This window comes from Spirillospora sp. CA-142024, from assembly GCF_050942325.1.
GTDB lineage: Bacteria > Actinomycetota > Actinomycetes > Streptosporangiales > Streptosporangiaceae > Spirillospora.
The window spans coordinates 1,304,336-1,328,681 of record NZ_CP192077.1 but is presented as its reverse complement, the minus strand read 5'-3'; the positions used below and the strand labels follow the sequence as shown (position 1 = coordinate 1,328,681).

Below are 24,346 nucleotides of genomic sequence, written 5' to 3'. Positions count from 1 at the left end.
CGGGTCATGCCGTCCGGTCATGCCGTCGAGAACGTCTCGTCCAGCCTGGCGGCGAACGCCGGGGCCTCCGTCCCGAAACCGCCGTGGTCGCCGGGGTAGATCTCGGCGCGCGTCCCGAGCCGCTCCGCGAGGGCGAGCGTCGCCCGGTGCGGCGGCTCGCCCGCGGACTTCTCCCCCGCCGCCAGGACGATCCGGACGGGCGACCCGCGCAGCGCCTCCACATCGGGCAACGAACGCCCGAATCCGGGCACCTCGTACCCGATGAAGAAGTCGGTGTTCTTCTCGAAGCGCGCGAACATCTCCATCATCTCCGCGGTCGGCGGCTCCGAGCCTTGGTCACCGTCGTCACCGCCCGCCATGCCCATCGCGGCGCCGAACGTCCCCATCGCGGGGCCGGCGCCGCCGTCCCGGTAGGCGCGCTCCACGTCCGCGATCACCTTCTCCCAGTGCGCCGCGTCCGGCAGCAGCCCGAGCAGCGGCGGTTCGTGGGCGACCAGCGCCCGCACCCGCTCGGGATGCCGTGCGGCCAGTTCCAGCCCGATCAGGGCGCCCGAGCTGTTGCCGAACACGAAGGCCGGCCCGTCCGCGACCTCGGCGAGGAGCCGGGACGCGTCGTCGGCGTGCACCTCGGCGCGCTGCGTCGAGGGCGGCCCGGACAGCGGGCTGCGCGAGTTGCCGCGCCGGTCGTACGTCACGACCGTGTACCGGTCGGCGAGCAGCCCGGCGAGGCCGGCATAGCCCGCGGCGTCGTAGATCCCGCCGCAGATCAGCAGCAGAACCGGACCCGAACCGCGCACCTCGTAGTGCAGGCTCGCACCGGGAACGTCAAGACTTCCCATCGTCATCTCCTCCGTTGAGCCGGGCGGCGCGGGACTCCAGGTAGCGCTGCTCGGGCAGGCTGGTCGTGGTGCGCGCCGCGGCCCGGTACGCGTCTCGTGCGGCCGGCAGGTCGCCGGCCATCTCCAGCAGATGGGCCCGGACGGCGGCGAGCCGGTGATGCCCGGACATCCGGGCGTCGCCGTCCAGCGGCCGCAGCAGGTCGAGCCCGGCGGCCGGACCGTCCACCATCGCCAGCGCCACCGCCTCGTTCAGCGTGACCATCGGGTTCGGGGACAGGTGCGCCAGCAGCCGGTACAGCGCGAGGATCTGCGGCCAGTCGGTGTCCTCCGGCCGCGCGGCCTCGGCGTGCACGGCGGCGATCGCGGCCTGGAGCTGGTACGGGCCGGGCGGCGACCAGGTGAGCGCGTCGGTGACCAGCGCGGTGCCCTCCTCGATCGCCGCGGCGTTCCAGAGCGTCCTGTCCTGTTCGGTGAGCGGGACCAGCAGCCCGCCGCCGCCCGTCCGGGCCGCGCGCCGGGCGTCGGTGAGCAGCATCAGCGCGAGCAGCCCCGCGACCTCGCCGTCGCCCGGCAGCAGGTCGTGCAGCGCCCGCGTGAGCCTGATCGCCTCGGCGGTGAGGTCGCCGCGCTGCAGGTCGGGCCCGCTGGACGCCGTGTAGCCCTCATTGAAGATCAGGTACAGGACGTGCAGGACGGCCCGCAGCCGTTCGTCCCGCTCGTCCGGGGGCGGCGGGACGAACCGGGCCCCGGCCGACTTGATCTTCTGCTTGGCGCGGCTGACCCGCTGCGCCATCGTCGCCTCCGGGACGAGGAACGCCCGGGCGATCTGCGCCGTGGTCAGCCCGCCGACCGCCCGCAGCGTCAACGCGACCTGCGACGACGGCGACAGCGCCGGATGGCAGCACAGGAACAGCAGGGTGAGGGTGTCGTCGCGTTCGCCGGGCCGGTCCTCGTCGGGGCCCGGCTCGGGCACCTCCTCCGCGAAGACGGCGGCCTCGCGGTCGCGGCGGGCCCGCTCGCCGCGCCACTGGTCGGTGAGCCGCCGTGACGCGACGGTCAGCAGCCAGCCGCGCGGGTTCTCCGGAACGCCGTCCCCCGGCCACTGGACGGCGGCGGCGAGCAGCGCCTCCTGCACGGCGTCCTCGCACGCGTCGAAGGCGCCGTGCCGCCGGACGAGCGTGCCGAGGACCTGCGGAGCGAGGGTGCGCAGCAGGTCCTCGGCGGCACCGCCGTCCGGGCCGGGGAACGTGCTCACATCTCCGTCCCGGCCTCGCTCATGATCGCCCGGACCTCCATGTGCCCGCCGTACCGGACGTCCGGCCAGCGCCTGGCGATCTCGACCGCCCGCTCCTCCGACTCGCAGTCGACGGTGAGGTAGCCGGCGAAGTGCTCCTTGGCCTCCAGGAACGGCCCGTCCGTCACCGCCGGCTGCCCGCCCCGCTCCCGCACGGTCTTGGTGGTGGACGGGTCCGCGAGCGCCTCCCCGCCGACCCACTCGCCGGACTCGGTCAGCTCCTTCATGATCGCGCCGACCTCGGCGAACAGCGCGTCGCGCTCAGCCTCGGCCAGTTCCTCGACGAAACCGGGGCGGTTGAAGATCAGCAGCATGTACTTCATGTGGTCTCTCCTCGTCGTCGGGCGGCCCCCGTTCGCGGGCCGTCACGGAAGGATCGGAGCGGCCCGCCGGTTCTCGACATACCCGGCGGAGAATTCTTCACGAAGATTCGGCCAGCTCTCTGACCTGGTGACACAGCACGGTGAACGCGAGCGCGTCCGGCATCTGGGAGGCGACCGTGATCAGGTCCATCCGGCCGGGACGCGCGTGCACGGTCACGAGGCCGTTCTCGATCGCCACATCGCGGACGGCGTTCCACGGCAGCCGCTCGCCGTCCTTCTCGACGCCGCCCAGACGCACGGTGAACGGGCCTAGCCGCACGGGCTCCCCCGCCCGCACCGCCGCCAGCCGCCGCGGGACGATCCGGGCCGTCACCTCCTCCGCGACCGTCACGCCGAGGATCCGGACGTCCGGGATGTCGTCGCCGAGGCGCAGCACGCTTCCGTCGTCCGCGACGATCGCGAAACGCCACCGGATGCGCCCGCCCGGGCCGCCCGGAACCCCGGCGACCGTCACGGAGACGAGCTCGTCCCAGGTGTAGCCGGCCTCACCGCCCGGCCCGCTGACCGCGAGGCCGCCGGTGTAGAGGCAGGCGACGCGGCCGCGGACGCGCGGGCGGTCCCGTCCGGCGATCCATCCGACGGCGCCCGCGTACCCCATCGAGAGGACGAGCGCCGGGACGCCCACCCACCACAAGCGGTCGTTCAGGTACGCGATGGCCGCGGGAATGAGCGCCAGCGCGGCCAGGCCGAGCAGCGCGAGCCACGCCCACGTGCGGCGGCTCGCGGCACGTCCGTCGAAGGTCCGGACCGGCTCGCCGAGCCGGTCCCGAGGCGGCGCCACCGCCGACTACCCGGCCGTGCGGGCCCGCGTCACACCCGCGAACCTGCCGTACGGCATCGCTGCCCTCCCTGCCCTGTGGTCACCAATACCGTACGTCTCCCCACTTATCGTGCGCAGCGACATGGTGATCACCAAGAAGTTGCGGTTCGGCGCGGCCCGGGCTGGTTAATCTCGGCGGAGGAACCCTCCCTTCCGGAACGAGAGCCATGCCATCTGATCCCACCCGGCCCGGCGGCCCCCGGTACACCCTCGCGCAGCGGCGGCTGCTCACGGCCGTCGCCGGCCTCGTCGTCGCCGCGCTGGCGGGCGCGGCGTTCGCGCTGACCTACGCCATGCTCCGCGAACTCGCCGTCGCCGGCCGGGTGAGCCGCCGCTGGGCGCCGCTGTACCCCGTCATGGCCGACACCCTCACCGCGTTGACGATCCTGTCGCTCGTCGTCACCAGGAACGCCCGCTGGTGGACGCGGCTGCTCCGCTGGACGCTGCTGCTGCTCCTCGTCGCCGGGGGCGCGGCGATCTCCGTCCAGCACTCGGTCCGGGGGTTCGGCTCGCTCCCGGACGACCCGCTGCGGGTGGGCGTGGCCGTGGCACCGCACGTCATGCTGGTGATCGCCGTCTGGCTGTGGCTGACGATGTTCAAGCAGATCCGCGTGGCGCGGCCCGCCGACGAGGAGGCCGCTCCCGTCGACACGCAGCGCGGCCACGTCAAGGTCCTGGAGCCCACGCCGCCCCCGCTGGCGCTGGAGGCGGCGGCCGAAGAGGCGGAACCGGAGTCGCCCCTGACCTTCCTGGACGAACACGAGCCCGAGCACGAGCCGGAGCCGGAGCACGAGCGCGAGCCGATCCTGCCGTTCCAGGCCGAGGAGCCCGAACCGGCCCCCGAGGAGACCGCGCCGCGGGAGTTCGAGCCCGCCGCGTACGGGGAGGGCCTGTCGTCCGAGCCCGCGCCGCCGCTGGACCCGCTGCCGGAGCCGCGCCCGCCGCTGGATTCGCCGCCCGCGTTCCTGCCGACGGACGTCGAGCTCGTCCGGGGCCGCGACCACGAGCCCGCGGAGGAGCGCCCGGTCGCGGCGACGACCCGTCCGGACATCGTGATGCCCGTGCCCCACGGCACGGACGAGGACGACCACGACGACCCGCCCGCCGACCGCGCCGAGGACCCCGACGCCGGCGACCGCCCGGACAAGGACTGGAACCCGCCGCCGTCCAGCAACTTCCGCAGCGGCCCCACCCCGCCCGCCGACTAGGGCGGGACGCTCGCGCGGGGATCCCATAAGAGGCGGGTCCACGGGTAGTGGACCGGCATGAGTGCCCTGTTAGCCCGGCTCGTCGACGACGCCGCGCTCCTCCCGCCAGGTCGTGCCCCCATGGACGAGGCGCTGGACGCCATGCGCGCGGAGCCCCGCGTCCGGCCCGCGTCAGTGCGGCTCGCCCTCCCCGAGGACGCGGACCAGGCGCGGGCCGCCGCCGTCACGCTCGCCCGGCTCCCGTCCGGCGTCCCCGCGCACATCGAGGTGCGCCGTTCGCCCGGCTGGCGGGACGCACTGGACCGCATCGCCGCCGCCCGGGCCCACGGCGCCCCGCTGGGCGCCGACTTCCGGCTGGACGGCCCGGCCTCCGCGACGGCGGCGTTCATCTCGGCCTGCGCCGAGCGTGACGTGCCGATCACCTGCTCCGGTCCCGTACGGAGCCTTCCGACGGTGCTGCTGGCCACGGCGCAGGCCGCGGCCGGTGACGGCGACGTCCAGCGGACGCTCGGACGCCGCGATGCCACCGGCGTGACCGCCGACCTCGGGTCGCTCACCGGGGACGAGGCACAAGCCGCCCGCGGCCTGCTTACCGCGTTCGCCGTCCCCGGCCTGGGCACCGCATTGAGCACCCTCGACCTGATCAGGAAAGCCCCCTTTTCCACCCGGGTGGGATGACCACCGCAGGTCCCGGCACGCACCGGATGAAAGGGAATCGCCGGGGAAGATAAGTCTCCATGACGACCGTTTCGTGGGTTGAAGGCAGTGCGGACGGCGGCTTCGGCGTCGAGAACCTGCCGTACGGGATCTTCTCCCGGCCCAGGGAGCTTCCGCGTGTCGGTGTCGCCATCGGCGACCGCGTCCTCGACCTCGCGGAGCTGTCCGCCGCGGGCCTGGTGGAGGACCGCCGGTACTTCGCGTCCGGGTCGCTCAACGCCTTCATGGTCGCGGGACGTCCGGCCTGGCGGGCGAACCGGGACCGGCTGACGGAACTGCTCACCGACGAGTCGTACCGCGACCGGGTCGAGCCGCACCTGATCCCCGTCGCGGACGTGGAACTGCTGCGGCCGTTCGAGGTCGCGGACTACGTCGACTTCTACTCGTCCGAGCACCACGCCACGAACACCGGCCGGATCTTCCGGCCGCACGACGAGCCGCTGAGGCCCAACTGGAAGCGGCTGCCGGTCGGCTACCACGGCCGCGCGGGCACCGTGTACCCGTCCGGGACGCCGATCATCCGCCCGTCGGGGCAGCGCCGGACGCCGGGCGATCCCGAGCCGTCCTACGGGCCGTCGCTGCGGCTGGACTTCGAGGCGGAGGTGGGATTCGTCGCGGGCGTCCCGTCCAGCGCGGGGCGCGGCGTCCCGGCGGGCGCGTTCCGCGATCACGTGTTCGGGTTCGTCCTGGTGAACGACTGGAGCGCCCGTGACCTGCAGGCGTGGGAGTCGCAGCCGCTCGGCCCGTTCCTCGGCAAGTCGTTCGCGACGTCGATCTCCTCGTGGGTGGTGCCGGTCGCGGCGCTGGAGCCGGCGCGCGTCTCCCCGCCCGTCCAGGATCCGGCTCCGCTCCCGTACCTGAAGTGCGACGAGCCGTGGGGCCTGGACCTCTACCTGGAGGTCCTGATCAACGGTCAGGTGGCGACGCGCCCGCGGTTCGCGTCCATGTACTGGACGCCGCCGCAGCAACTGGCCCACGCCACGGTCAACGGTGCCCCGCTGCGCACCGGCGACCTGTTCGCCTCCGGGACGGTCTCCGGCCCGGAACGCGATCAGCGCGGCTGCATGCTCGAACTCAGCTGGAACGGCCGCGAGCCCCTGGAACTGGCCGACGGGACGGAACGCACGTTCCTGGAGGACGGCGACACGGTCACGATCCGCGCCCAGGCTCCGGGAGCCTCCGGTTCCCGCATCACCCTCGGCGAGGTGACCGGCACGGTCCACCCCGCGCAGCAATAGCGATCGTGGGCAGAACCCGTCAGGCGGGTGGGAGGACCAGGGCGTTGGCGATGGCGGCGAGGCCCTCGCCGCGGCCGGTCAGTCCCAGGCCGTCGGTGGTGGTGGCGGAGACGGTGACCGGAGCGCCGCCCAAAGCCTCGGTGAGGGTCTTCTCCGCTTCGCCGCGGCGTTTGCCGATCTTCGGGCGGTTGCCGATGATCTGGACGGCGACATTGCCGATCGTAAAGCCGGCCTCGTCCACCCGCCGGGCCACCTCGCGCAGCAGGTCGACGCCGGACGCGCCGGACCAGCGCGGGTCGGCGGTGCCGAAGACCGCGCCGAGGTCGCCGAGCCCACAAGCCGACAGGAGCGCGTCACAGGCGGCGTGCGCGGCGACGTCGCCGTCGGAGTGCCCGGCGAGGCCGTGGCCTTCGCCCGGCCATTCGAGCCCCGCGACCCACAGCGGGCGCGGGGAAGACGAGAACGGGTGGACGTCGGTACCGACGCCCACCCGCGGAAGCCGTTCGTTCAACTCGGCCGGCCGCTCAGCTGGCCAGGACCTCGTCGAGCAGGGCCTCTGCCTTGTCCTCGTTGGTCTTCTCGGCGAGCGCGAGCTCGCTGACCAGGATCTGGCGCGCCTTGGCGAGCATCCGCTTCTCACCCGCGGACAGGCCGCGCTCCTTGTCGCGCCGCCAGAGGTCGCGGACGACCTCGGCGACCTTGTTGACATCACCGGACGCGAGCTTCTCAAGGTTCGCCTTGTACCGGCGCGACCAGTTGGTGGGCTCTTCGGTGTAGGGTGCGCGAAGAACCTCGAAAACCTTCTCCAGCCCATCCTGGCCGACGACGTCCCGGACGCCCACGTCCTCGACGTTCTCGACCGGGACCCGCACTGTCAGGTCACCCTTGTCAACCTTCAGAACCAGATAGGTCCTGTCCTCACCCTTGATGGTGCGAGTCTCGATGGCCTCGATCCGAGCAGCCCCATGGTGGGGGTAGACGACGGTGTCGCCGACCTGGAAAGTCATGTGACAAGTACCCCTTCCGCTAGAACCAGGGTAGCACGGAAACGAGCGTGTCCGAACCGGCCTTCCCGACAAATGCGCAGGTCAGCCCGCATATTGGGGTATTGACAAAGCCCTTTATTGGTGCATCGGCGTCCAGTTCCCCACACTCAGCGTAACCGACAGGGCACTGTGCTTCCGCCAGGACGCCATTACCGGTCATCCGTCCCCGGTTACAAGCATCCGCCTCCCGGAAGGCGCGGGCGGGTTCCATACTGGGATGTGAACATGCCAACCCGTGTGGGTACCAAAGCGGCTGAATAGGACGGCGTACCGAGGGAACCCGGATCCGCGAGGGAGGTGCGGCGTGAGGCCGGACGGCGGCGACCCGGAGCCCGACGACTACGGGCTTCCGCGCGTCGACGTCGTGGTGCCCGACGACGCCCGCGAGCTCGAGCGGGACGTGGTCGCCTACCGCCGCGAGGAGCGCCGGCGGCGGCGCAGGGCGCGGACCCGGCGGCTGGTCGGCCCGCTGACCCGGTTCGGCGTCGCCATCCCGATCATCGCGGGCGCGCTGCTCGTCGCGCTGCTCAGCGGCGTGCTGATGACCGCGTTCGGGCCCCGTCCCGCGCCCCGCCCCAGCGGCGCCCAGCTGGCGCCCCGCCCCTCCGCGAGCCCCGGCAGGGTCGGCGGGCTCCTGCCGGACGAGAAGGTCGACCTGGTGACGGGCGACCGCACGCCGGCGAGGCTGCGCGACCTGCGCCCGGGCGTGATCGGCATCGTCCCGCCCGCGTACCGGTGCGAGAACGTGGTGGCCGAGCTGGCCGGCAGGACGCAGCAGTACAAGCTGAACTTCTGGCTCGTCGCCGACCCGCGCCCAGCCGGCGGCAGGAAGCCGACCTCCCTGAAGGACCTGAAGGCGTGCGCGGGCACCGCCCACAACGGGGCGCCCCTGATACTTGAGGACCGCGGCGGCGTCCTCGCGGGCGCCTACGCCCCCGCCCCCGGAACGCCCGGCCCGACGGGAACCGGGCTCACCGCCGTGTTCGTGGAGCCCGACGGCGTCGTGACCGAGGTCGCCCGCGGCCCGCAGCCGGGCCCGGAACTCACGGGAAGGGTGGAGTCGCTCCGGTCCGGCTGAGCGACGGGCCGCCCCGGCGGGCGTGTCGGCGACCCCGAGGAGGGGTTGAGGGCAGGACCTCGCTACGCTTCCCCTGGCGTGTCTCACGCCGCTCCCACTTTCCGATGCCACGTCTGTTATGACATTTCGCGAGGAGACCGACGCCGTGATCCGAAACAGCCGTCGAGTGGTCGTGCTCGCCATGGCGGGTGCCGTCGCCATCGCGCCGGTGATCTCCGGCTGCGGCGCCGGCGAGCAGCCCCAGTCCGCCCGGCCGACGCAGCTCACCGAGGGCGTCAACGTGACGCTCCCGAAGAGCCCGCCCTCGGCGGCACAGATCGACCTGCGCCACATGTTCCTCCTGGGGCCGGAGCCGGGGCAGCCGATCCCGGCGGGCACGTCCATGGCCCTCTACGGCGTGGTCATCAACCAGGTCAAGGGCCGGCAGGACCGCCTGGTCTCCGTCACCTCCCCCGCGTTCGGCGACAAGGCGAAGCTCGACGGCGGCATCGTCCTCCCGCCCGCCGCGCCGGACGGGACGGGCAGCTTCACCAGGCTGCTCGGCACACCGTCGGCGACCCCCAGCCCGACGCCTCCGGCCAAGAAGACCCGGCAGCCGGCGACCCGCGCCACGCCGAAGCCGACCGGTGTGGGCGCGACGCCCAAACTTTCGGAGACCCCCACGTCCAGCAACACGGCCACGCCGCCGCAGAGCACGCCGCCGGCGACGCCGGCGACGCCGGGCGGCGAGCAGCCGCTCGTGGTGCTGCCGGGGCTCGCCGAGGAGCTGAACCCCGGGGCCGCGGTTCCGGTGACGATGCAGTTCGAGAAGGCCGGGTCCGTCGAGTTCCGGGTCCCCGTGGTGTCGCGGCAGGGCGAGTACGCGACCTACCCGCTGCCCAGCACCCCGACGCCGACGCCGCAGAGCCCCGGTGCCCAGACTCCGGGTGCCCAGACCCCGGGGAGCGAGACGCCCGGCGGGACCGCGACCTCCACGCCGACCCCCGGCGCCGAGCCGGGCGGGGCCGAGCCGTCCCCGACGACGACCGAGACCCCCACAGCCGGCCACTGAGCCACCGTCCTCCAGCCCCCACCCACCACCAATCAAACGACGAGCTCCGCTCGGCCTGAACGCAGAGAACGGCCCGTCCCACCCCCGGACGGGCCGTTCTCCGGTTCAGGCTCGCCTGCCGGGCCGCGGCGATCAGGGCTCGAATTTATAGCCCAGGCCGCGGACGGTGACGATGTAGCGCGGTGTGGAGGGGGCTTCCTCGATCTTGGCGCGGAGCCGCTTGATGTGGACGTCCAGCGTCTTGGTGTCGCCCACGTAGTCGGCGCCCCACACGCGGTCGATCAGCTGCATCCGGGTGAGGACGCGGCCCGCGTTGCGCAGCAGCACCTCCAGCAGCTCGAACTCCTTGAGCGGCAGCTGGACGGGCTCACCGCCGACGCTGACCACGTGCCGCTCCACGTCCATCCGGACGGGGCCGGCCTCCAGCGTCGCGGGCGCCAGCTCCTCCACCTCGCCCTGGCGGCGCAGCACGGCGCGCATCCGGGCGATCAGCTCCCGGGTGGAGAACGGCTTGGTGACGTAGTCGTCGGCGCCGAGTTCCAGCCCGACGACCTTGTCGACCTCGCTGTCCTTCGCGGTCAGCATGATCACCGGGACGCTGGACTTGGCGCGCAGTTCCCGGCACACCTCGGTGCCGGGCAGCCCGGGCAGCATCAGGTCGAGCAGTACGAGGTCGGCACCGTTGCGATCGAAGATGTCCAGCGCGTCGGGGCCGGTGGCGGCGACCGCCACCTCGAAGCCCTCCTTGCGCAGGTTGTACGACAGTGCGTCGCTGAACGACTCTTCGTCCTCAACGACGAGCACGCGGGTCACGGTGTTGCCTCCCGGGCGGTGTTCTCTTGGGCTTTCCCTACGGTCCGTGCGGCGGACGCACCGGGACGGCGCGGCGTGTCGAGCAGCGGGAGCCGGATCGTGAACGTCGACCCGTGCCCCTCCTTGCTCCACACGGTCACGTCGCCGCCGTGCTTGCTGGTGACGTGCTTGACGATGGCGAGGCCGAGCCCGGTGCCGCCCGTCTGGCGGGAGCGGGCGGGGTCGACCCGGTAGAACCGCTCGAAGATCCGCTCGATCTCGCCGTGCGGGATGCCGATGCCCTGGTCCGTCACGTTGATCTCGACGTGCCACTCGTCGGACTTGCGGGTCGAGACCACGACCCGGGTGTTCTCGGGGCTGTAGGCGACGGCGTTGTCGACGAGGTTGCGCAGCGCGGTGACCAGCAGCTCGTGGTCGGCGCGGACCTGCAGGCCGTCCTCGCCGCCGGACGCCAGGTCGATGTCCTTGGAGGACGCCTTGATCTGGCAGCGGTCGAGCGCCTCGGCCATCACCTCGTCCAGGTCGACGGGGTTCAGCGCGGGCAGCGGCTCGTCCCCCTGGACGCGCGACAGCGTCATCAGGTCCTGGACGAGGTTGGTCAGCCGCACCGACTCGTACTGCATCCGTCCCGCGAACCGGCGGACGGCGTCGGGGTCGTCGGCGGCGCCCTCGACGGTCTCGGCGAGCAGCGACAGGGCGCCCACGGGTGTCTTCAGCTCGTGGCTGACGTTCGCCACGAAGTCGCGGCGGATCGCCTCGGTGCGGTGCATCTCGGTGAGGTCCTCGGCGAGGACCAGGACGAGCCCGTGCGAGCCGAGCGGCGCGACCCGGACCGCGAACCAGCGGCCGTCCGCGCGGCTTCGCGCACCGGTCGGCCCGACCTGGATCTCGGTCTCCCGGATCTCCCCGTCCCGGCGGACCAGCCGGGCCATGGCGAGCACCTCGTCCACCACCAGCCGGTCACCGCTGACCAGGCCGAAGGCCCGCGCGGCGGAGCTGGCGCGCAGGACCCGGTCCTCGCTGTCCACCACGACGGCCGAGGACCTCAGGACGCTCAGCACCGAGGCGACGCCGGGCGGCAGGGTACCCACCGAAGCCGTCGTAACCGCCGTCCGCTGGGCTCGCTCGCTCACGCGCACCGCCAATCCAGTCGCGAGCCCGATCGCGAGCCCGGCGAGCCCGGTCAGGCTCGCTACTATCTCGACCTCCACACCTCGGATCGTAAGCGGCGTTCGGGGTAACGCTTCCCCTCGGCCCTGGTCAACACGGTCTCGTTCCCCGAAAGTTCACCTTGTTATCCGGACATGTTCATGGCAATGGGGCAGGCTGTTGCGTGGGCGAGTCCGCCCTGCCCCGCCCGCCCCGTTCACTTCGAAGGACTTGAATTGCGCGACGCCTACCACGAGGAACTCGACTCCCTCACCGACAGCCTGGTGGAGATGACCCGCCTCGTGCGGTCCGCGATGGCCCGTGCGGTGACCGCCCTCCTGGACGCCGACCTGCGGCTGTCGGAGGAGGTCATCAGCGGGGACGAGCACGTCAACAAGATCGACGCGGACATCGAGGCGACGGTGTTCGACCTGATGGCCCGCCAGCAGCCCGTCGCCGGCGACCTGCGCACGCTGATCACCGCGCTGCGGATGAGCGGCGACCTGGAGCGCATGGGCGACCTCGCCGTGCACATCGCCAAGACCGCCCGGCGCCGGCACCCCGAGTCGGCCGTCCCGCCCGAGCTGCAGGCGACGGTCCTGGAGATGGGGCAGATCGCCGAGCGGATGATCGCCAAGACGGGCAGCGTGATCGCGTCCCAGGACGTCGAGATGGGCCTCGAACTGGACGCCGACGACGACCAGATGGACCGCCTGCACCGGCGCCTGTTCGACATCCTGCTGTCCCCCAAGTGGAAGCACGGCGTCGAGCCGGCCGTCGACATCACGCTCGCCGGCCGCTACTTCGAGCGTTTCGCCGACCACGCCGTCCACGTGGCGGAGAACGTCGTCTACCTCGTGACCGGCCAGCGCCCCGAAGAGATCAACGACCCGTCCTGACCCGGTCCCGCCCGAAACGCCCCGACGCGGTCGCGCCCGGGCGTTCGCGGGTCTGGACGGCCTGATCATCGTTCGTTAGCTTGCGCCTCATGAGACCGATGCGGGCGCTGGTCCGGAAGATGTCGTTCGCCGGGATGTGCGGGGCGGTGGTCGCGGTGGCCCTCGCGGCGCCGGGCACCGCGCGGGCCACGGCAGGCGGGCCGGCGTGGCGGCTCACGCCGACCGGAAGCGAGGCGCGGTTCCGGGGGCTGGCGGCGGTCGACCGGAGCGTCGCCTGGCTCGCGGGCAGCGGCGGCGCGGTGCTGCGGACGACCGACGGCGGCGGTACGTGGCGGAACGTCGCCCCGGCCGGCGCGGCGGGCCTGGAGTTCCGCGACATCGAGGCGTTCGACGCGCGGCGGGCCGTCGTGCTGGCCATCGGCGAGGGCGACGCGTCCCGCGTCTACGCGACCTCGGACGGAGGCCGCACCTGGACCCTCGGCTTCAGGAACGACGAGCCCAAGGCGTTCTACGACTGCATGACGTTCTTCGACTCCCGGCATGGGCTGGCCATGAGCGACCCGGTGGACGGCCGGTTCCGCCTCATCGCCACCGGCGACGGGGGACGCAGCTGGCGCGTGCTGCCGTCCGCGGGGATGCCTCCCGCGCTGGAGGGCGAGGCCGGATTCGCCGCGAGCGGGCAATGCCTCGTGAGCCACGGCTCCCGGGACGTGTGGCTCGCCACCGGCGGCGGGTCCCGGTCGCGCGTCTTCCAGTCCCGGGACCGCGGCCTCACCTGGACCGTCGCCGACACGCCGCTGCCGAGCAGCCCGTCCCAGGGAGTGTTCGCGCTGGCCTTCCGCGACTCACGGCACGGCATCGCGGTCGGCGGCGACTACCGGCCCGGTGAACCGTCCCCGACGGCCGCGGCGACGACCGGTGACGGCGGCCGGACGTGGCAGGCGGCGCGCCGTCCCCCGGCCGAGTACCGGTCGGGAGTCGCGTATTCGGGCCCGGCCGCGCTGGCCGTGGGCCCGACCGGCAGCGACGGCACCCTCACCGGCGGCCGCACCTGGACCCGGTTCGACACCGGAGGCTTCGACACGGTCGACTGCGCCTCCGGCGGCGCGTGCTGGGCCGCCGGCGAGAAGGGCCGCGCCGCCCGTCTCGTCTTCACCCGCGCCGGCTAGCGGCATCAGAGCCATTCGGGGGCGGCGGCGAAGGCGACCAGGTCCGCCAGGACCGGGACCACGAGCGCCATCGCGATCAGCACGAAGCGGGCCCCGGCACGCGCCGGACGCAGGGTGAACGCGGTGGCCACCGCCGACCCGAAGGAGAACACCGCGATCCCGGTGAAGATCGCGGCGAACGAACCGCTGCCGGAGCAGGAGACCTCCCCGCAGGAGTCCGGCCCGGCGGAGGTCAGTGCGGCCACGGCCAGGTTGCCCAGCGCCAGCACCGCGCTCAGCAGGATCACCACGGGCAGGGCGAGCACGGCCCCCAGTGACACGTTTCCGGTGCGCTGCTGATTCATCCTCGGCCTCCCCGACACGCGTTTGCGATCAGGTTCATCGTCGCCTTGGCAGGGCCGGCGCGGCAGCGCGCATCTACTCGGTTCCGGCTGCCGCGACTACTCAGGTTTCCCGAGGAGGGCCTGGAGGAGGTCGCGCAGGGATTCCTGCTGGTCCGGCGTGAGCGGCGTCAGCGGCGAGTGGGTGTCCAGCCGTTCGAGAACGTCGGCGCGGGCCCGTACGCCCTCCGGGGTGAGGACGATCTGCTTGGCGCGCCGGTCGCTCGGATGCGGGCGGCGCTCGACGAGGCCCTGCCGTTCGAGGCGGTCGATGACGAAGGTCGCGTTCGACGCCTCGCAGACCATGCGGTTCGCCAGCTCGCGCGCGGTGATCGGCTCGGAGAGCTCCCGGAGCGCGACGACCTGGGTGGCGGTCATGCCGAGGTCGTCGGCGATGTGGCGGACGTTGACGTCGAGCCGCTGCGCGAACTTGTGGACGAGCTTGCACACGTCCCGCTCCATCCGCTCGTCCATGCCCCGAGTGTAGCCCATGTGCTTCGAACCATGATATTGCTAGTTCGAATCATCCGAGTTCGAAGTAAATGGAGCGCCTCGTGCCCCTTCCCGTCCTGTCCCTCATGCTGGTGGTGTTCAGCCTGACCACCGGCGAGTTCGTGATCGCGGGCATCCTGCCGGACGTGGCCGGCGACCTGTCGGTGTCGGTCCCCGCGGCCGGACGGCTGGTGACCGCCTACGCGCTCGGCATGATCGTCGGCGGGCCGGTCGTCACCGCGCTCACCGCGCGCCTGCCCCGCAGACCGCTGATCATCGGCCTCGTCGCCGTGTCGATCGTGGGAAACCTCGGCTCCGCGTTGGCGCCGAACTACCCCGTGCTGCTCGCGGCCCGCTTCCTCGCGGGGCTGATCGTGGCCACGTTCTTCGCCGTCGCCATCGCCACCGCCGTCTCGATGGCCGCCCCGGGCAGGGAGGCGTCCACCATCGCGAAGGTGGCGCTGGGGCTGAACCTCGGCATCGTCCTCGGCACCCCGATCGGCACATTGATCGGCCAGGACCACGGCTGGCGGGTCACCTTCGCGGCGGTCGCCGCCGTCAGCGCCGTGGCCCTGCTGATGGTGCTGCGCTTCGTCCCCGGCGCGGAGGCCGCGACCGGGTCGCTCCGCGGCGAACTGCGCGTGTTCGCCGGCCGGGACGTCCGCCTCGCGATCGTCCTCACCGCCCTCGGCAACGTGGGCGTCGTGACGGTCTTCACCTTCATCGCGCCGCTGCTCACCGAGATCGCCGGCTTCGGCGAGGGCGCCGTCCCGGTGCTGCTGCTCGTGTACGGCGCCGGCGCGGTGGCCGGGAACCTGCTCGGCGGCCGGCTGTCCGACCGTGCCCTGATGCCGTCCCTGATCTGGCTGCTCGCCGCGCTCGCCGCCACCCTGGCGATCTTCTGGGCGGCGGGCGGCAGCAAGCCGCTCGCCGTGGTGCTGACGTTCGCGCTGGGCCTGCTGGCCTTCGCGGTCATCCCGGGCATGCAGGCCCGCGTCCTGACCGCGGCGGGCGCGGCGCCGACCCTCGCCGTGGCCGTCAACGCGTCCGGCTACCAGGTCGCCGCCGCGTTCGCCGGCTGGCTGGGCGGGACGCTCATCGCCGGGCCCGGGCTCCGCTCCCTCTACCCGGCCGCCGCCCTCCTCACCGTGGCGGGCCTGGCCACGGCCGTCCACATCCACCGCCGGGACCGCCGCCCCGCCCCGGCGAAGGTCTGACCGCGATGTCAGCGGCGCAGGGCGGTCTCCCGCTCCATGTGCGACAGCTTCCGGGGATTGCGGACGGCGTAGAGGCCGGTGATGAGCCCGTCGTCGATGCGCACCGCCATGACGGTGTCGACCTCGCCGTCGACCCGGACGATCAGTGCCGGGCAGCCGTTGACCTGTGCGGGCTGCAGCGACGCCGCGGCGGAGATCCTGCCGAGCACGCGGGCAACGGTTCCGTCCCCCACGACGGGGGCCAGCGCCGCCTGCACGACTCCGCCACCGTCGGTCAGCAGGACGACGTCGGGCGCGAGGATGTCGAGCAGGCGTTGCAGATCGCCCGTTTCGACCGCCCGCTGGAACGCCTCGATGACGCCTCGGGTCTCGTCCGGGGAGACGACCGCGCGCGGCCGGCGCGCGGCGACGTGCGAGCGGGCCCGGTGCGCGATCTGGCGGACCGCGGCCGCGCTCTTGCCGACGGCCTCGGCGATCTCGTCGTAGGCCAGGTCGAACACCTCGCGCAGCACGAACACCGCCCGCTCGGTCGGCGTGAGCGTCTCCAGCACCAGCAGCATCGCCATCGAGACGCTGTCGGCCAGCTCCACGTCCTCGGCCACATCAGGCGAGGTCAGCAACGGTTCGGGCAGCCAGGGGCCGAGGTAGGACTCCTTGCGCCGGGCGAGCGTGCGCAGCCGGGTCAGCGCCTGCCGCGTGACGATCCGCACCAGGTAGGCGCGCTGATCCCGCACAATGCCGAGATCGACGCCCGCCCAACGCAGCCAGGTCTCCTGCAGGACGTCTTCGGCGTCCGCGGCCGAGCCGAGCATCTCGTAGGCGACGGTGAACAGCAGATTGCGGTGCGCGACGAACGCCTCCGTGGCGGAATCCATGAGCACAAGACGCCGGTGTCCGCCGCCCTGTGACAGCCGCATCCAGTGGCACACGTCACATGACGGCGCCGTCACAGGGATCGGGCCGCCGGCATCTCTTGTCGTCAGGACGCTGCGCGAACGATCCGCGCGGCACGCCACTCCACCAGCGAGGACGCAGTCATGGAACAACGTTTCGACATGCTCGGCAACGAGCTCGGCACCAGGTTCTCCAAGCGGTTCGCCGCCGCCAGCACGGTGATCGTGCAATCGACGCTGCCGAAGGCCACCCAGGAGCTGGTGCAGCTGCGCGCCAGCCAGATCAACGGCTGCGGATGGTGCGTCGACTTCCACACCAAGGACGCCGCGGCCGCCGGAGAGACCCCGGTCCGGCTCAACCTGGTCGCCGCCTGGCGTGAGTCGACCGTGTTCACCGAGGCGGAGCGGGCCGCACTGGCACTGGCCGAGGAGGGCACCCGGCTCGCCGACGCCGCCCAGGGCGTGTCCGACGAGACCTGGGCCCAGGTGTGCGAGCACTACGACGACGACCAGATCGCCGCGCTCGTCGCGCTGGTCGCCCAGATCAACGCGGCCAACCGGCTCGGCGTGATCGTCCGTCAGAAGGGGGGTTCGTACGACCCCGGCATGTTCGCCGGTATGTCGAGCTGATCGGCAGGCGACTCGGCGCCCAGGCCGGGATCCGATCCCGGCCCGGGCCGGGGACCGCCGCATGGCGGCGGTCCCTTCCGGTCACTTCTTGCGGCCGCGCTTGGCCTTCGGGTCGTCCTTCGGGGCGGCGGCGGGGGTCTTGCTCGCGCCCTGGTTCTTGACGGCCTCGATGGCGGCCTTAGCGGCGGCCGGGTCGAGGTACTCGCCGCCGCGCTTGAGCGGGGCGAAGTCGTCGTCGAGCTCGTAGACGAGGGGGATGCCGGTGGGGATGTTGAGGCCGACGATCTGCTCGTCGGAGACGTCGTCGAGGTGCTTGACCAGGGCGCGGAGGGAGTTGCCGTGCGCGGCGACCATGACGGTCTGGCCGGCGGCGAGGTCGGGGACGATCGCGTCGTACCAGTACGGCAGCAGGCGGTCGACGACGTCCGCGAGGCATTCCGTGCGCGGGATCAGTTCGGACGGCAGCTCGGCGTAGCGGAGGTCGTTGACCTGGGACAGGGGGTCGCCGTCCTTGATGGGCGGCGGCGGGGTGTCGTAGGAGCGGCGCCAGGTCATGAACTGCTGCTCGCCGAACTCCTCGCGGGTCTGGGCCTTGTTCTTGCCCTGGAGGGCGCCGTAATGGCGCTCGTTCAGCCGCCAGGAGCGCTTGACGGGGATCCAGAGCAGGTCGGCCACGTCCAGGGCGATGTTGGCCGTGCGGATGGCCCGCTTCAGCAGGGAGGTGTGCACCACGTCGGGGGTGATGTCGGCGTCGAGCAGCAGGTCGCCGCCCTTGGTCGCCTCACTCTCGCCCTTCGCGGACAGGTCGACGTCCACCCAGCCGGTGAACAGCCCTTCCGCGTTCCAGACGCTTTCGCCATGCCGGAGCAATACCAGGGTCGCCATGGCACCAGAGCCTATCGGCCCTCTGGAGGTCACTCGCGGTTGGCCGGGTCCGCGAAGGAGGCGAACGCGCGGAGGTTGGCGAGGCTCTCGCCGCGCTTGACGCGCCAGTCCCATTCGCGCTGGATGGACGACTTGAACCCGCGTTCCAGGGCCTTGTCGAAGTTCTCGTCGGAGTAGGTGAGGACGCAGCCGAGAAGGCGGTCGATCTCGTCCGGCGAGACGGAGTCGAGCGAGACCCTCCCCACGAGGTGGACGTCGCCGACGTCGTCCAGGGCGAAGGCGACCCCGTACATGCGGCCGTTCTTCTCCAGGAGGAAACGGTAGAAGTCCGCGTGGTTCTCGTCGGGGCGGCGGCAGAAGAACGCCTCGACGTGGAGGGAGTGGTCGCCGACGATCAGCCACGTCATCGTGGCGAGCTTGTGCTGCCCCGGGAGCTTGACGAAGAACGCGTTCTCACGCGGCTCGTCGAACTCCAGCTCGGCGGCCTTCAACGTCTCCCTGATCGTCTCGACAACGCTCATGCCGTGACATCCGCGGTCACATTGGGGGCGATCGGAAGGGCCGGGATGGTCATGGCACCGGTATACACGTCGAGGAGGCGGTCGACGGTGGCGTCCCAGCCGAAGCCGTTCGCGTGTCGGACGGCGCCGCGGGCGAGGCGGGCGTGCAGGCCGGGTTCGGCGTGCAGGCGGCGCAGGACGGCGGCGTAGCCGACGGGGTCGTGGCCGGAGATCAGCACACCGGACTCGCCGTCCGCGACGGCCGTGCACAGGCCGCCGACGCGGGACGCGACGACGGGGGTCCCGCACGCCTGCGACTCGACGGCGACGAGCCCGAACGACTCGCTGTGGGACGGCACAACGGTGACGTCCGCCGCCCGGTACCAGTCGGCCAGTTCGGCCTGCGGCGCGGGCGGCTCGAAGCGCATGACGTCCGAGATGCCCAGGTGCGCGGCCAGCAACTGCAGGCCCTCGGGGCGGCACAGCCCGGAGCCGCTGGGCCCGCCGACGACCGCGACGACGAGTCTCGACCGCAGGGACGGATCGTCCGCGAGCATGCGCGCGACGGCGCGGAGCAGGACGTCCGGCGCCTTGAGCGGCTGGATGCGGCCGACGAACAGCAGCACGTAGGCGTCGCGCGGCAGGCCGAGGCGGCGGCGGGCGGGACCGGTGCGGTGCGGGAGAAGGCCGGTGCCGCGGGCCAGCAGCGGCGACTCGGGGCGGAACAGCGACAGGTCGACGCCGGGGCTGACGGTCGCGACGCGCGAGGGGTCGGCGTCGTAGAGGCCGACGAGCTCGTGGGCCTCCTCGGCCGTGTTGGCGACGAGCTGGTCGGACGATGCCACGACCTGTTCCTCGCCGAGGACGCGTTCGGCGGGCTCCGGCTTGTCGTCGTCCGCGAGGGCCGCGTTCTTCACCTTCGCCATCGTGTGCATGGAGTGGACGAGCGGGACGCCCCACCGCTGCTTCACCGCCCAGCCGGCCTGACCGGACAGCCAGTAGTGCGTGTGCAGGAGGTCGTAGCGGCCGGGCTCGTGGGACGCCTCGACGCGCAGCACGCCGGACGTGAAGCCGCAGAGGTGCCGGGGCAACTCGGTCTTGTCGAGTTCCTCGAACGGCCCGGCGACGACGTTGCGGACGAGGACGCCGGGGGCGAGCTCCACGACCGGGGGCAGGGCCCGCGAGGTGGCGCGGGTGAAGATGTCCACCTCGACGCCCCTGGCGGCCAGCCGCTTGGCGACCTCGACGATGTAGACGTTCATGCCGCCCGCGTCGCCGGTACCCGGTTGATCAAGAGGGGAAGTATGAACACTGACCGTCGCAACTCGGTTGATACGACGCGACACCGGACACCACCTCCGGTAGTGCAACCTATCCACAGGGTCGCGTGTTCCCTCAGTAAGGGGGGCAACCGTGACCTCACGTCATGGTGACCGAGCTCACGGGCAAGCGCCCGCGCGGAAGCTGAGAGGCTGGGCGCATGCGTAAGACCGCGATAGTGACCGGAGCAAGCAGCGGGATCGGGGCGGCCACGGCGAAGCGCCTGGCGGCGGAGGGGTTCAACGTCGTGCTCGCCGCGCGGCGGCGCGACCGGCTCGACGCCCTCGCCAAGGAGATCACCGAGAGCGTGCCCGGCGCCGGCAAGATCGTGGCGATGACGCTGGACGTGACGTCGCAGGAGTCGGTGGACGAGCTCGCGGCGGCGGTCGGCGGCTGCCACGTCCTGGTCAACAACGCCGGCGGCGCGCTCGGTCTCGACAGCGTCGCGACCGCCGACCTCGCCGACTGGCAGGCGATGTACGACACGAACGTGCTGGGCCTCGTCCGCGTGACGAAGGCGCTCCTGCCGAAGCTGATCGAGAGCGGCGCCGGGCACGTGGTCAACATCACCTCGCTCGCCGCGCACGTCCCGTACGAGGGCGGTGGCGGGTACAACGCGGCCAAGCACGCCGCCTACGCGGTCAACGACGTGATGCGCCTCGAACTGGTCGCCGAGCCCGTCCGCATCACCGAGATCGCGCCGGGGCTGGTGAAGACGGAGGAGTTCTCGCTGGTCCGGTTCGGCGGGGACGAGGAGAAGGCCGCCAAGCCGTACGAGGGCGTCCCGGAGCCGCTGGTCGCCGAGGACATCGCGGACTGCGTCGCCTGGGCCGTCACCCGTCCGCCGCACGTCAACATCGACCGGATCGACGTCCAGCCGCGCGTCCAGGCGGCCCCGCACAAGCTTCACCGCGAGTAGGGCGCGACCGCACTCCAGGGAAGCGTCACCTCGCCGAGGCGCCAGCGGTTCCGACCGCCGTACGGAGGACGCGCCAGGACGGGATGAGTCTGCGCCAACATCGACACGGCCTCGACCCAGCGCGCGCGGGGACCGAATGCCGAATGGGGGGCGGCGGTAGCCCAGCACCGGTCGAACGCCGTCAGCAGTTCGTGGACGGGTTCGCCGGGCACGTTGCGATGGATCAGCGTCTTCGGCAGCCGTTCGGCCAGGGCCGACGGACGTTCGAGCGTGCGCAGATGGGCGGCGAACGTGATCGTCTGTGGCCCGTCCTTGGTCAGGGTCACCCAGACGGCACGCCGCCCGATCTCGTCACAGGTGCCCTCCACCAGGACACCGGACGGGGCCAGGCGCTCGCGCAGGTCGTCCCAGGCGCGCCAGGCGGCCGGCTCGTCGTACTGCCGCAGGACGTTGAGCGCCCTGACCAGCACCGGCGGGCGCGGCACCGGCAGCTCGAAGCCGCCCCGCCGGAACGACAGCCCGTCGAAACGCCTCCCCAGGGACGCCTCGTGGGACCCATCCTTCAGCGCCGCGAGAACGGCGAGCCCGGCGGCGACCCGCTCGGGCTCGATCTCGATCCCGACGACGTCGAGGCGCGGCGAGACGGCGCGGAGCCGGTCGTACAGCTCGACCGTGGTGACCGGGGACGCGCCGTAGCCGAGGTCGACCGCCAGCGGGCGGGCGCCCGAGCGCAGCGCGCGGGTCTGGGTGGCGGCGATCCAGCGGTCGATCCGGCGCAGCCGATTGGGGGCGGTGGTGCCGCGGGTCACCTCCCCCCGCGGCTTGGGGGCTGGGGGCACGGGGTAATTGTTCCTTGCCACCCCGTATGCCCCGTACGTCAAGGAGTCCTGCTGAACGAGATTCGGTAAGTCATCGGTTACGGTGCTGCCGACGCCGTCCCTGAGGAGTGCCGATGCTCGACCTGGCGACCCTGCACGAGGCCATCGCCGCCGCCGTCCCCGACCGCGAGTGCCTGGTGTGGCGCGACCGCCGGATGACCTGGCGCGAGGTCGCCGACCGGACGCGGCGGCTGGCGAACGTCCTGCACGCGCACGGGCTCGGCCTGCGGGGCACGGCGTCCGAGCCGTGGGAGTCGCCCCACGACCACCTCGCCCTCTATCTGCACAACGGGCCGGAGTACCTGGAGGGCCTGGTCGGCGCGCACAAGGCGCGGGTCGCGCCGTTCAACGTCAACTACCGGTACGTCGACGACGAGCTCGCCCACCTTTTCGGCGACGCCCGGCCCGCCGCCGTGATCTACCACGCGCGCCTGGCGGACGCCATCGCACGCGTGGTGGACCGGCTCGGCGACCGGCCACTGCTCCTCCAGGTGGCGGACGAGTCGGGCGCCGCCCTCCTGCCCGGCGCGCTCGACTACGAGGACGCCCTCGCCAAGGCGTCCGCCGACCCTCTCCCAGACCGTCCCGACGCCCATGACCTGCACATCCTCTACACCGGCGGGACGACCGGGATGCCGAAGGGCGTGCTGTGGCGGGTCGGCGACCTGATGCTCGGGCCGCTCGGGATGCGGCGCCGCGACGGCGGCCCGCTCACCGATCTCGGCGAGGCGGTCGAGCGGGCCGTCCGGAGCGACGTGCGGGTGCTCGTCGGCCCGCCGCTGATGCACGGCGGTGGCACCTGGTCGGCGCTCGGCGGCTGGTGCGGCGGCGGGTGCGTGGTGTTCCCCCACCGGGTGGACGGCCTGGACGCCGCCGACCTGATGGCCACGGCCGAGCGCGAGCGCGTCACCCGGATGCCGCTGGTCGGGGACGCGTTCGCCCGTCCGGTCGTCCAGGCCCTGGAGGCGCGGCCCCACGACCTGACCTCGCTGCGGACGATCATCAACTCCGCCGCCGGCATCGGCCCCGGCGTGAAGAGGCGGCTCACCGAACTGCTCCCGCACACCCGGATCGTGGACGTCCTGGGCTCGTCCGAGAGCGGGTTCCAGGTCACCCGGCAGGGCCCGGCCGCCCCGGTGTTCGCGATGGCGGCGGGCACGGCCGTGCTCAGCGCCGACCGGTCCCGGAGGCTCGCGCCCGGCGAGGACGAGCTGGGCTGGCTGGCCAAGGGCGGCTCAGCGATCCCGCTCGGCTACCTCGGCGACCCGGTGAAGACGGCCGCCACGTTCCTCACGGTGGACGGCGAGCGGCTGGTGGTGGCGGGCGACCGGGCGCGGCTCCTCGCGGACGGCACCGTCGAGGTGCACGGACGCGAGGCCACGACGATCAACACCGGCGGCGAGAAGGTGTTCGCGGAGGAGGTCGAGACCGTCCTGCGCGGGCTGCCGGGCGTCGCGGACGCGCTCGTCGTAGGCCGGCCGAGCGAACGCTGGGGCACCGAGGTCGTCGCGGTGATCGGCCCGGCCGGCGCCCCGCCCGACGACGAGCTCCGCGCGGGCTGCGCCGCCCACCTCGCCGGCTACAAGATCCCGAAGGCGTTCGTCCGGACCGACACCGGGCTGCGCCTGCCCAACGGCAAGGCCGACTACGCGGCCGCCCGCGCCCTCATCGACTGAACGAAATTCCGTTCTGGACGAACCCCGGATCACGGGCCATTCTTGCGAAATGCCGGATCTGCACCGTCTGCTCTCCGACCTCGCCGCCGAGGGCGACTCCGTCGACGCCCTGGTCGGGTCGCTGCCCGCCGCGCGCTGGGCGGACCCGACACCGGCCGAGGGCTGGACGATCGCGCACCAGATCGCCCACCTTGCCTGGACCGACGGGCAGGCGATCGTCGCGGCCACCGACGCCGACGCGTTCGCGAAGCTCGCCGCGGAGGCCCTGGCGAACCCCGCGGACCACGTCGAGGCCGGCGCCCGCGAAGGCGCGGCGGAGGACCCCGCCGCCCTGCTCGGCCGCTGGCGCGACGGGCGGCACCGCATGGTGGACGCCCTCGCCGCCGTCCCGCCGGGCACGCGCCTCCCCTGGTTCGGTCCGCCGATGGGCGCCGCGTCCATGGCGACCGCGCGGCTCATGGAGACGTGGGCGCACGGGGAGGACGTCGCCGACGCGCTCGGCGAGCGACGCGAGCCCACGCACCGGCTCCGGCATGTCGCGCACATCGGCGTCCGCACCCGCGATTTCGCGTTCCGCAACCGCGGCCTGGAACCGCCGGGCGAGGAGTTCCGCGTCGTTCTCCAAGGGCCCGGCGGCGAGGAGTGGACCTGGGGCCCGCCGGAGGCCCGCCAGTCCGTCACCGGCCCCGCGCTCGACTTCTGCCACGCCGTCACCCAGCGCCGCCACCGCGACGACCTCGCCCTCGTCGCGACCGGCCCGGACGCCGGACGCTGGCTGGACGTGGCGCAGGCGTTCGCCGGGCCGCCCGGCCCCGGCCGCACCCCGTCCGACGCCTGAGACGTTGGACACTT

The 24,346-nt window shown here is 72.8% G+C and carries 27 protein-coding genes; 12 read left to right on the top strand and 15 right to left on the bottom strand.

Annotated features, from left to right (window positions below):
- Nucleotides 1–17: 17 nt before the first annotated feature.
- From ACQPZP_RS06595 to ACQPZP_RS06580, 4 genes are all read right to left on the bottom strand, one after another.
- Complete coding sequence (locus tag ACQPZP_RS06595) at nucleotides 18–839, bottom strand: alpha/beta fold hydrolase (RefSeq protein ID WP_433476742.1); 822 nt, start codon at nucleotides 837–839, stop codon at nucleotides 18–20.
- Nucleotides 826–2,094: an RNA polymerase sigma factor gene (locus tag ACQPZP_RS06590; RefSeq protein WP_433476741.1), complete on the bottom strand. Its 1,269-nt coding sequence runs from the start codon at nucleotides 2,092–2,094 to the stop codon at nucleotides 826–828. Before ACQPZP_RS06590 ends, ACQPZP_RS06595 begins: the two co-directional genes overlap by 14 nt.
- Nucleotides 2,091–2,456 (bottom strand): YciI family protein, encoded by a 366-nt coding sequence (locus ACQPZP_RS06585; RefSeq protein ID WP_433476740.1) that lies wholly within the window; start codon nucleotides 2,454–2,456, stop codon nucleotides 2,091–2,093. The genes ACQPZP_RS06590 and ACQPZP_RS06585 overlap by 4 nt, the downstream gene beginning before the upstream one ends.
- A gap of 97 nt (nucleotides 2,457–2,553) precedes the next feature.
- A complete protein-coding gene (locus tag ACQPZP_RS06580) occupies nucleotides 2,554–3,297 on the bottom strand; it encodes a DUF6585 family protein (RefSeq protein WP_433476739.1) in 744 nt (247 codons plus the stop codon).
- A gap of 206 nt (nucleotides 3,298–3,503) precedes the next feature.
- Between ACQPZP_RS06580 and ACQPZP_RS06575 the strand changes: the two genes are divergently transcribed.
- The 3 genes from ACQPZP_RS06575 to fahA are packed head-to-tail and all read left to right on the top strand — an operon-like array spanning nucleotide 3,504 to nucleotide 6,499.
- The gene (locus tag ACQPZP_RS06575) at nucleotides 3,504–4,544 is read left to right on the top strand and encodes a DUF2637 domain-containing protein (RefSeq protein ID WP_433476738.1); all 1,041 of its coding nucleotides are present in this window, start codon (nucleotides 3,504–3,506) and stop codon (nucleotides 4,542–4,544) included.
- A 57-nt stretch (nucleotides 4,545–4,601) separates the two neighbouring features.
- A complete protein-coding gene (locus ACQPZP_RS06570) occupies nucleotides 4,602–5,222 on the top strand; it encodes a hypothetical protein (protein WP_433476737.1) in 621 nt (206 codons plus the stop codon).
- A gap of 59 nt (nucleotides 5,223–5,281) precedes the next feature.
- The gene (gene fahA / locus ACQPZP_RS06565; RefSeq protein WP_433476736.1) at nucleotides 5,282–6,499 is read left to right on the top strand and encodes a fumarylacetoacetase; all 1,218 of its coding nucleotides are present in this window, start codon (nucleotides 5,282–5,284) and stop codon (nucleotides 6,497–6,499) included.
- Nucleotides 6,500–6,518: 19 nt separating this feature from the next.
- Here fahA and ispF read toward each other — a convergent pair whose 3' ends face one another.
- Nucleotides 6,519–6,989, bottom strand: coding sequence for a 2-C-methyl-D-erythritol 2,4-cyclodiphosphate synthase (gene ispF / locus ACQPZP_RS06560; protein ID WP_433476735.1), 471 nt, complete (start codon nucleotides 6,987–6,989; stop codon nucleotides 6,519–6,521).
- A 34-nt stretch (nucleotides 6,990–7,023) separates the two neighbouring features.
- Nucleotides 7,024–7,506: a CarD family transcriptional regulator gene (locus ACQPZP_RS06555; RefSeq protein WP_021599843.1), complete on the bottom strand. Its 483-nt coding sequence runs from the start codon at nucleotides 7,504–7,506 to the stop codon at nucleotides 7,024–7,026.
- A 343-nt stretch (nucleotides 7,507–7,849) separates the two neighbouring features.
- On the opposite strand from ACQPZP_RS06555, the gene ACQPZP_RS06550 reads away from it, so the two are divergent.
- Nucleotides 7,850–8,623: a hypothetical protein gene (locus tag ACQPZP_RS06550; RefSeq protein ID WP_433476734.1), complete on the top strand. Its 774-nt coding sequence runs from the start codon at nucleotides 7,850–7,852 to the stop codon at nucleotides 8,621–8,623.
- 145 nt (nucleotides 8,624–8,768) lie between these two features.
- Nucleotides 8,769–9,674 (top strand): hypothetical protein, encoded by a 906-nt coding sequence (locus tag ACQPZP_RS06545; RefSeq protein ID WP_433476733.1) that lies wholly within the window; start codon nucleotides 8,769–8,771, stop codon nucleotides 9,672–9,674.
- Nucleotides 9,675–9,806: 132 nt separating this feature from the next.
- Here the strand turns inward: ACQPZP_RS06545 and ACQPZP_RS06540 are convergent, their stop codons facing one another.
- Nucleotides 9,807–10,487 carry a winged helix-turn-helix domain-containing protein gene (locus ACQPZP_RS06540; protein ID WP_433466699.1) on the bottom strand — a complete coding sequence of 227 codons (681 nt, stop codon included), beginning with the start codon at nucleotides 10,485–10,487 and terminating at the stop codon, nucleotides 9,807–9,809.
- Nucleotides 10,484–11,698 (bottom strand): sensor histidine kinase, encoded by a 1,215-nt coding sequence (locus ACQPZP_RS06535; RefSeq protein WP_433476732.1) that lies wholly within the window; start codon nucleotides 11,696–11,698, stop codon nucleotides 10,484–10,486. The genes ACQPZP_RS06540 and ACQPZP_RS06535 overlap by 4 nt, the downstream gene beginning before the upstream one ends.
- A 174-nt stretch (nucleotides 11,699–11,872) precedes the next feature.
- On the opposite strand from ACQPZP_RS06535, the gene phoU reads away from it, so the two are divergent.
- Together phoU and ACQPZP_RS06525 are read left to right on the top strand one after the other, a co-directional pair.
- Nucleotides 11,873–12,535 (top strand): phosphate signaling complex protein PhoU, encoded by a 663-nt coding sequence (phoU, locus tag ACQPZP_RS06530; protein ID WP_433476731.1) that lies wholly within the window; start codon nucleotides 11,873–11,875, stop codon nucleotides 12,533–12,535.
- An 89-nt stretch (nucleotides 12,536–12,624) separates the two neighbouring features.
- Entirely contained in the window at nucleotides 12,625–13,704 is a 1,080-nt protein-coding gene (locus tag ACQPZP_RS06525) for a WD40/YVTN/BNR-like repeat-containing protein (protein ID WP_433476730.1), read from the top strand.
- A 5-nt stretch (nucleotides 13,705–13,709) separates the two neighbouring features.
- On the opposite strand, the gene ACQPZP_RS06520 is transcribed toward ACQPZP_RS06525, so the two are convergent.
- Together ACQPZP_RS06520 and ACQPZP_RS06515 are read right to left on the bottom strand one after the other, a co-directional pair.
- On the bottom strand, nucleotides 13,710–14,048 hold the full coding sequence (locus ACQPZP_RS06520; RefSeq protein WP_433476729.1) for a hypothetical protein: 339 nt from the start codon (nucleotides 14,046–14,048) through the stop codon (nucleotides 13,710–13,712).
- Nucleotides 14,049–14,144: 96 nt separating this feature from the next.
- Nucleotides 14,145–14,558, bottom strand: a complete 414-nt coding sequence (locus ACQPZP_RS06515) for a MarR family winged helix-turn-helix transcriptional regulator (protein WP_433476728.1) — start codon at nucleotides 14,556–14,558, stop codon at nucleotides 14,145–14,147.
- An 80-nt stretch (nucleotides 14,559–14,638) separates the two neighbouring features.
- Between ACQPZP_RS06515 and ACQPZP_RS06510 the strand changes: the two genes are divergently transcribed.
- Complete coding sequence (locus ACQPZP_RS06510; protein WP_433476727.1) at nucleotides 14,639–15,793, top strand: MFS transporter; 1,155 nt, start codon at nucleotides 14,639–14,641, stop codon at nucleotides 15,791–15,793.
- 8 nt (nucleotides 15,794–15,801) lie between these two features.
- On the opposite strand, the gene ACQPZP_RS06505 is transcribed toward ACQPZP_RS06510, so the two are convergent.
- Nucleotides 15,802–16,668 (bottom strand): RNA polymerase sigma-70 factor, encoded by an 867-nt coding sequence (locus ACQPZP_RS06505; RefSeq protein ID WP_433476726.1) that lies wholly within the window; start codon nucleotides 16,666–16,668, stop codon nucleotides 15,802–15,804.
- Between the two features lie 162 nt (nucleotides 16,669–16,830).
- On the opposite strand from ACQPZP_RS06505, the gene ACQPZP_RS06500 reads away from it, so the two are divergent.
- Nucleotides 16,831–17,316: a carboxymuconolactone decarboxylase family protein gene (locus ACQPZP_RS06500; protein WP_433476725.1), complete on the top strand. Its 486-nt coding sequence runs from the start codon at nucleotides 16,831–16,833 to the stop codon at nucleotides 17,314–17,316.
- A gap of 81 nt (nucleotides 17,317–17,397) precedes the next feature.
- Here ACQPZP_RS06500 and ACQPZP_RS06495 read toward each other — a convergent pair whose 3' ends face one another.
- From ACQPZP_RS06495 to mshA, 3 genes are read right to left on the bottom strand one after another with little or no spacing between them, the layout of a single operon-like run.
- Complete coding sequence (locus ACQPZP_RS06495; RefSeq protein ID WP_433476724.1) at nucleotides 17,398–18,201, bottom strand: phosphoglyceromutase; 804 nt, start codon at nucleotides 18,199–18,201, stop codon at nucleotides 17,398–17,400.
- A 29-nt stretch (nucleotides 18,202–18,230) separates the two neighbouring features.
- Nucleotides 18,231–18,722 (bottom strand): YbjN domain-containing protein, encoded by a 492-nt coding sequence (locus ACQPZP_RS06490; RefSeq protein ID WP_433476723.1) that lies wholly within the window; start codon nucleotides 18,720–18,722, stop codon nucleotides 18,231–18,233.
- Nucleotides 18,719–20,047, bottom strand: a complete 1,329-nt coding sequence (mshA, locus tag ACQPZP_RS06485) for a D-inositol-3-phosphate glycosyltransferase (RefSeq protein ID WP_433476722.1) — start codon at nucleotides 20,045–20,047, stop codon at nucleotides 18,719–18,721. Before mshA ends, ACQPZP_RS06490 begins: the two co-directional genes overlap by 4 nt.
- 134 nt (nucleotides 20,048–20,181) lie before the next feature.
- Between mshA and ACQPZP_RS06480 the strand changes: the two genes are divergently transcribed.
- Nucleotides 20,182–20,940, top strand: coding sequence for an SDR family NAD(P)-dependent oxidoreductase (locus ACQPZP_RS06480; RefSeq protein WP_433476721.1), 759 nt, complete (start codon nucleotides 20,182–20,184; stop codon nucleotides 20,938–20,940).
- On the opposite strand, the gene ACQPZP_RS06475 is transcribed toward ACQPZP_RS06480, so the two are convergent.
- Complete coding sequence (locus tag ACQPZP_RS06475) at nucleotides 20,928–21,779, bottom strand: class I SAM-dependent methyltransferase (RefSeq protein ID WP_433476720.1); 852 nt, start codon at nucleotides 21,777–21,779, stop codon at nucleotides 20,928–20,930. The genes ACQPZP_RS06480 and ACQPZP_RS06475 overlap by 13 nt on opposite strands.
- A gap of 113 nt (nucleotides 21,780–21,892) precedes the next feature.
- Between ACQPZP_RS06475 and ACQPZP_RS06470 the strand changes: the two genes are divergently transcribed.
- Together ACQPZP_RS06470 and ACQPZP_RS06465 are read left to right on the top strand one after the other, a co-directional pair.
- Nucleotides 21,893–23,494 carry an AMP-binding protein gene (locus ACQPZP_RS06470; RefSeq protein WP_433476719.1) on the top strand — a complete coding sequence of 534 codons (1,602 nt, stop codon included), beginning with the start codon at nucleotides 21,893–21,895 and terminating at the stop codon, nucleotides 23,492–23,494.
- Nucleotides 23,495–23,543: 49 nt separating this feature from the next.
- Nucleotides 23,544–24,332 (top strand): TIGR03084 family metal-binding protein, encoded by a 789-nt coding sequence (locus ACQPZP_RS06465; protein ID WP_433476718.1) that lies wholly within the window; start codon nucleotides 23,544–23,546, stop codon nucleotides 24,330–24,332.
- The last annotated feature ends 14 nt before the right edge of the window (nucleotides 24,333–24,346 follow it).

Excerpts from the sequence above, each read along its gene's own strand:
- ACQPZP_RS06595 (WP_433476742.1), bottom strand. The coding sequence starts at position 839 with ATGGGAAGTCTTGACGTTCCCGGTGCGAGCCTGCACTACGAGGTGCGC.
- ACQPZP_RS06585 (WP_433476740.1), bottom strand. The coding sequence starts at position 2,456 with ATGAAGTACATGCTGCTGATCTTCAACCGCCCCGGTTTCGTCGAGGAA.
- ACQPZP_RS06575 (WP_433476738.1), top strand. The coding sequence starts at position 3,504 with ATGCCATCTGATCCCACCCGGCCCGGCGGCCCCCGGTACACCCTCGCG.
- ACQPZP_RS06570 (WP_433476737.1), top strand. The coding sequence starts at position 4,602 with ATGAGTGCCCTGTTAGCCCGGCTCGTCGACGACGCCGCGCTCCTCCCG.
- fahA (WP_433476736.1), top strand. The coding sequence starts at position 5,282 with ATGACGACCGTTTCGTGGGTTGAAGGCAGTGCGGACGGCGGCTTCGGC.
- ACQPZP_RS06555 (WP_021599843.1), bottom strand. The coding sequence starts at position 7,506 with ATGACTTTCCAGGTCGGCGACACCGTCGTCTACCCCCACCATGGGGCT.
- ACQPZP_RS06525 (WP_433476730.1), top strand. The coding sequence starts at position 12,625 with ATGAGACCGATGCGGGCGCTGGTCCGGAAGATGTCGTTCGCCGGGATG.
- ACQPZP_RS06520 (WP_433476729.1), bottom strand. The coding sequence starts at position 14,048 with ATGAATCAGCAGCGCACCGGAAACGTGTCACTGGGGGCCGTGCTCGCC.
- ACQPZP_RS06515 (WP_433476728.1), bottom strand. The coding sequence starts at position 14,558 with ATGGACGAGCGGATGGAGCGGGACGTGTGCAAGCTCGTCCACAAGTTC.
- ACQPZP_RS06505 (WP_433476726.1), bottom strand. The coding sequence starts at position 16,668 with ATGGATTCCGCCACGGAGGCGTTCGTCGCGCACCGCAATCTGCTGTTC.
- ACQPZP_RS06500 (WP_433476725.1), top strand. The coding sequence starts at position 16,831 with ATGGAACAACGTTTCGACATGCTCGGCAACGAGCTCGGCACCAGGTTC.
- ACQPZP_RS06495 (WP_433476724.1), bottom strand. The coding sequence starts at position 18,201 with ATGGCGACCCTGGTATTGCTCCGGCATGGCGAAAGCGTCTGGAACGCG.
- ACQPZP_RS06490 (WP_433476723.1), bottom strand. The coding sequence starts at position 18,722 with ATGAGCGTTGTCGAGACGATCAGGGAGACGTTGAAGGCCGCCGAGCTG.
- ACQPZP_RS06480 (WP_433476721.1), top strand. The coding sequence starts at position 20,182 with ATGCGTAAGACCGCGATAGTGACCGGAGCAAGCAGCGGGATCGGGGCG.
- ACQPZP_RS06470 (WP_433476719.1), top strand. The coding sequence starts at position 21,893 with ATGCTCGACCTGGCGACCCTGCACGAGGCCATCGCCGCCGCCGTCCCC.
- ACQPZP_RS06465 (WP_433476718.1), top strand. The coding sequence starts at position 23,544 with ATGCCGGATCTGCACCGTCTGCTCTCCGACCTCGCCGCCGAGGGCGAC.